Source organism: Nostoc sp. 2RC (assembly GCF_014222165.1).
Classification (GTDB): domain Bacteria; phylum Cyanobacteriota; class Cyanobacteriia; order Cyanobacteriales; family Nostocaceae; genus Nostoc; species Nostoc linckia.
Genome location: NZ_JACKZU010000454.1, coordinates 1 through 5,919, shown reverse-complemented (window position 1 = coordinate 5,919; position 5,919 = coordinate 1). Strand labels below are relative to the sequence as shown.

General features: G+C 32.4%; 4 protein-coding genes. All 4 read left to right on the top strand.

The window, feature by feature from the left end; all coding sequences use genetic code 11:
• Positions 1-403: 403 nt before the first annotated feature.
• Positions 404-1,786, top strand: coding sequence for an AAA-like domain-containing protein (locus tag GNE10_RS31130; protein ID WP_185569734.1), 1,383 nt, complete (start codon positions 404-406; stop codon positions 1,784-1,786).
• An 802-nt stretch (positions 1,787-2,588) separates the two neighbouring features.
• Entirely contained in the window at positions 2,589-3,620 is a 1,032-nt protein-coding gene (locus GNE10_RS31125; protein ID WP_221643054.1) for a hypothetical protein, read from the top strand.
• 64 nt (positions 3,621-3,684) lie between these two features.
• Positions 3,685-4,308, top strand: coding sequence for a hypothetical protein (locus tag GNE10_RS31120; RefSeq protein WP_099069411.1), 624 nt, complete (start codon positions 3,685-3,687; stop codon positions 4,306-4,308).
• 226 nt (positions 4,309-4,534) lie between these two features.
• The coding region (locus GNE10_RS31115) for a radical SAM/SPASM domain-containing protein (protein WP_185569730.1) at positions 4,535-5,919 on the top strand (1,385 nt) is incomplete at its 3' end.

Sequence of the window (5,919 nt, the reverse complement as noted above, 5' to 3'; positions counted from 1 at the left end):
AGATTAGAGATTTTTTTAGTTTATAAAGTAATTTTATACTTAAATTAATATATATTAATTTAAGTATATTTAATATAATAACTAATAAAAAAGGGTATGATTTATAAATTAAGTAATACTCAGAAAATTAGGGCAATTTTCAGATTAGTGAAAATATCTGTGAAAAATCAAAAAGATAACAACTCTAATTTCTTAATTCATCCATACACAAAAAATGCAAAAAAGAGGAAAATTAATGTTTTCAATCACTTTTGTCTCTAATTTACAAAGAGAATTTTGAGTATACAGAACTAAAAATTACTACAAAAGTAAGTGTGAAAATTCCTTTGGTATCGGTCTAATTTCAGAGGTTAAAATTTTCCAGTTTTGATTTTAGAGAAAGTACAATAATGTTTGAAACTTTATGGCAATAAATTCGCTCGTTGATATTGTTAACCGTAAGCTAGTGGAAATTGAAGAAGACCCTCTCCATTCTACAGAAATTATAGTTTTACAGGGTGTGTATGATAACAAAACCTATGAAGAAATAGCTCAACAGGAAAGATATAGCTGTGGTTATATTACCAATGTCGTTGCTCCACGCTTGTACCGCAAACTTTCTTTGATTTTTGACAGACGGGTTAATAAAAAAAATTGTCGAATCCTGCTGGAATCTTACATAACAGAACAAACTACAGCCACAAAAAAGTCAATTAAACTAGATTCTCCAGAATTGAATTTGAATATACAGGATGATGCACTGCCTTGTTATCCCAGTGGTTCAATTTCTCTGAAATCTTCCTTTTATATTGAACATCCTAATATTCAGAAATCGGTTTATGCAGAGATTACCAAACTAGGAGCATTAATACGCATTAAAGCTCCAAGAGAAATGGGTAAAACTTCATTGACACTGAGAATTTTAGATTATGTAGAACGTATAGGATATCGGACGGTTAGCTTGAGCCTTGAGCAAGTGGATCGGACAATTCTCAGTGATGCTAATTTATTTTTGCGGTGGCTATGTGCTAATATTACTCAACAGCTTCAAATGGAACAAAAATTAGATGAATATTGGAATAAAGATTTTGGTAGTAAATTGAGTTCTACTTTTTATTTGCGAAATTATGTACTAAATCAAATTAACACTTCCTTAGTTTTAGCATTAGATGAAGTCAACTATATTTTTGAGCATCCCGAAGTAGCAAAAGATTTTTTTCCCCTGTTGCGTTCGTGGTTTGAAGAAGCTAAAAGATGTAAAATTTGGCAGAAGCTACGCTTAATTGTGGTGCATTCAACAGAAATTTATGTTCCTTTGCAACTCCAGCAGTCTCCTTTCAATATTGGATTACCAATTCAGTTACCAGAATTTGATTTAGACCAGGTGCGGGAATTAGCTCAACGTTATAGTTTGAAGTGGTCTGACGAAGAAGCAAAGCAATTAATGGCAATAGTTGGGGGACATCCAGCATTAATACACATTGCACTTTATTATCTTAGTTGTCAGAAAATAACTTTAGTACAACTACTAGAAACTGCTCCTACATCCAGTGGAATTTATGCTCACCATTTGCAGCGCCATTTAACAGTCTTGCAAGAACAACCAGAATTAGCGATCGCTCTTTATCATACGATTAATTCTAGCGAACCTGTACCTTTAGAGCCAATTATTGCTTACAAGTTAAACAGTATGGGATTGATTAAATTAGATAACAATAAAGCAATACCTAGTTCTCAATTATATCGACAATACTTTCAATCTCTCTCTGTTGATGACAAAAGACAGGTAGTATTTATTAATCAGTAATTAAACTAATTTGAATTTAATTTTTGAAACAAATAATAATTAATTTTATTCATTCATCATAAAAATCCAAAAAAGTTAGAGCGCCGACTAGGGGCGTTCTAATTTTGCAAGATAGATTTTGGATTAATGAGTTGCTCTCAAACAGAATATTTTTATTCCCCACTCCCAGGCCAATTTATACCAATTTTGGATTAAAAGCCTTTGCTAGAAAGCTGTTCTCAAAATTTCAAACAATACTTCCTATACCAATTTTGTATTAGTATCTTTGATTGCAACTGAGCATGAACCCATGCCTATTAGTACATTTACCCTCTTTTCCACTATTATAAAAGTCATTTTTGGCGTTCTCTTTTTTATGCCTCTTTTGCTTCGTGAGTGAAATAAAAAAAGATTGATTGATGTCATATTTTTCTCTCGATAAAAAATTTTATATTGCATCAACACAAAAATTCATATTAAAAGCGATGCATTTTATACAATGTTGAGCTTATAATTCAGAATTGTTTAATGCAAAGTCTGAAATTTCAAATTCATCAGTTTTTCTATCCTTAATGGATATCAAATTATTGATGTCGTGTTACCTATTGCCTATTGCCTCTTGCCTGCCTATACAGTTCAGTCCATTAATCAAATCGGACTATTATATTGTAAAAACAGTTCTAGATCTGAAAGCACAATTATTTCAAAAAATAGTGCAAAAAATTGTTTGGGATAAACCTCACAATTTTTAAAGTTTGGCTTGAAAATTTACCAACTTCGTTAATACTAAATCAGAGGACATATTATCATTATGGAAACAAGCTTGACAGCTACAGATCTACTCAAACCAGGACAGTGGTATGATGATGAAACATATTACCAGATTCTCTTGGTTGCTCCTCGTCAAAAAATAACTGAAGGTAAATACATAGAAGCAACAATAGTAACTAAAAAAAGAGGAGAATTTAAAAAATATTTCCTTGACAAAAAAACGCAACAAAATTTAAGAGATTATAGCCCAATAAATGACGATATTAATCATCAAAGTATAGCTTGCTATCTACCTTCTCTTGGAGTAGTTTTTCCGAAAGTATTTATAGATGCTCTATTTATAGAGAAGTCTTCACAAAATCACTCAATTGAAATCAATAATTTTTACGAACCAATCCGAACTCTATTGCATACCCGCAAAATATCCCAACTAATTGCTAAGACATGGCATTGTTACATAAAAGCGAAAACAAGTGACCTGTGGTATGAATTTGTTCATGGAAAATGGAATGACATTGATTCTGATATTTTAGATGGTTTAATAGCCAGAGAAATTTTCTTTTTTGCTCAAAAATCTTCTCCTGATAATTTTGTACCAAATAACCTTGATACCTACTATCCATTAAATAATAAATCTAATCAAAAAACAAGATTTTTGATTTTACCCAGTAGTAAAGCATGGCAAGGAATTACCTTGAGTCTGTTGATGGCAGGTCAAGCATATTATGAAATAGAACAAGATGGAGAAACATACTATCATCAAATTTGTCAACCTATTTTGAGTACGGGTGAAATAGTTCACAAGTATGGTATTGAGGTAACTTTTAATAAATTTGAAGGTGATATAAAAGAGCTAAAAGTAGACCCAGGAAACTCTTCTATTGCTTATCAAGCTACTATTCCTTATCCTCCCATACCTTCTGAGATTAATCTATCTCTTGAAAATATTACAAAATGGTCTCAGGCTAAAGATGAAGATGGAGACTTTCCCTTTTATCAAAAAAACGAGGACGATCAAAGTTATTTAATAGGTGTGGAATATTTTTCACCTCCCTATCCTTACATACCGCTAAGTTGCACTTGAGTAAAAAGTAACCAAATTCACAACACTAACAATAGTCCTTTGAATTATCAATGAAGCAATACCAATGACACAACAAACAAGACCATTACGTATCTGGCAACAAGGTAAACAACTTTCTCAAATTATTGCCTATATATGGCGATGGGCAGATGATGAATTAGAACCAGATAAAAAGAAAATTGCACAAAAATTAAAGACGTATTTTATGAGAGATGACTCTGAACTGGGAGTCGAAAAAGTTTTAAAAAGGATTGGAAATAGATATGATAACAAATGTGACGCAAATTTAAAGAAATTGTTCAGGGCTAATCCCAGAGAATGGCTTAGTCAAGGTAAACCACCCTTTGATGAAACAGCAGAGTTACTGGTGGCAGTCTTTGGTGAAGAGAGGATTAACAATACAAACAAATATCTTTCTCCTATGTTTGATATTGTTGAACTTGGAGATGATGAAACTATAATCAGTCCTTATTATGAATTTCATATCGATCCAAGTTCCTTCATTGGTAAGCTTTGCGATCCAGATCTAGAAACCCCTTTTGCTTTTAGGTATTACGTTTCTTTTCCTCCTCGCCCACAATTGGGAGAAGCAACGGTTACTAAAGAGGAGTTAGAAGATTGGATACAAGATGATAAGAATGAACATCCTTATCCTTCCGTACCATTTATTCCAGTAACTACAACTTAACATACATCTAGTAGAGACGTAGCTACGTCTCTACAAAGGTTATAGATAACGCATATTTGATTTGCAAAAATTGGCAATTAATTTTCTGTCACTGTGACTGATTAAATACTTAACCCATGCTCATAACAATGGCTGGGTTTTTATTATAATTTACAGCAAGCATAAAATATTTCTTTCCCAGTTACTCAGTTAACTAGCTAACATTATTTTCAAAACAGGTCTAATAATGATTATCAAAGATACTCAAAGACTTTTACCAAAACAAATACAAACTGATTATGAAATGCCAGATATGGTACTTGAGATACCAGCTCATGGTATTTCGTTACATCCAAAAAGTATAGAAAAACTTCTAGCAACAGCTAAATCTATAAAAAGACCAGTTGCTTTTAGACCTACCTTATCAATTTTAGCAGAATTAGGTTTACCTCCATATCCCACTCTCGCTTATTTATATCGCCATGAGTTAAGCAATAGCTTGCAGCAACCACTGTGGGGACTAGAAACTCAAACTCAAGCTAATTTTTCAGGACTAATACCATTTACCTATATTTCCCAAATTGATATTGATGAGCAAATACATTATTTTGCCGATTATTATGGAATAGCTATCAAACCATTATATATTAGAGCAATTATTGGAAATAGCTGTAATCTCAAATGTGTAATGTGTCCCTATCACAGTCCTTTGCTCAAGCCAACACATACAACAAACTTCTTCAAAGACAAAAAGATGATGTCTTGGAAGATGATGGAAAAGTTAGCAAAAGAATGTGGAAAAGCCGGAGTTGCAATTAGTGTTGGTAGTGTTGAAGAACCAATCCTTCATCCCAATATTGTTGATTTTATTCAACTTTCTAGGGAATCTGGAGTTCCCAAATTTCATCTAACTACTAATGGTCAATTACTAAATGAAAATAAAGCTCAAGCTTTATTAGAAGCAGGATTAACTAGCCTTGATGTTAGTATTGATGCTGCTGAACCAGAGACATACTTGAAAATTAGAGGAGGTAATCTCAACACAGTTGAATCAAATGTTTTAAACTTTATGAAATTGCGCGATCGCTTGGATATTTCTTGTGAAGTTAGGACATCTTTTGTTCGCAATTCAAATGTTACACCCGAAGAAGAACAAAAATTTAAAGAACGTTGGTTAGCTAAAGCTGATGGTGTATTAATCCTCAATTTAGCTCAATATCAAGAGACAAATATGCGTTTAAAAACCACTAATAATACAATCGACAATTCACTCCAGTATTATATTAATAAAGCTCAAGGACGTTGGCCTTGTCTATTTCCGTTTACAGAAATGGCAGTTTTACCAGATGGTAGAATCTATTACTGCATTGAAACTTTATTTAGGCTTGGTTTTGATGGTAGCATCGAAAGCCTGGGAAATTATAATGAACAAAATTTGCAAGAAATTTGGTCTGGAAATCTATTTCAAAAGCTTAGAAGTGATTTAATCCTTAACCAGTTATCTAATCGTTCAGCTTGTCAAAATTGTGATATGTGGAAATCACAGTTTTGTTTCAGGTCTTCTACTAATAAACTCCAAACTACAACAACAACAGTAACCGAAATCTATCAAAAAATTAATTATAATAACAT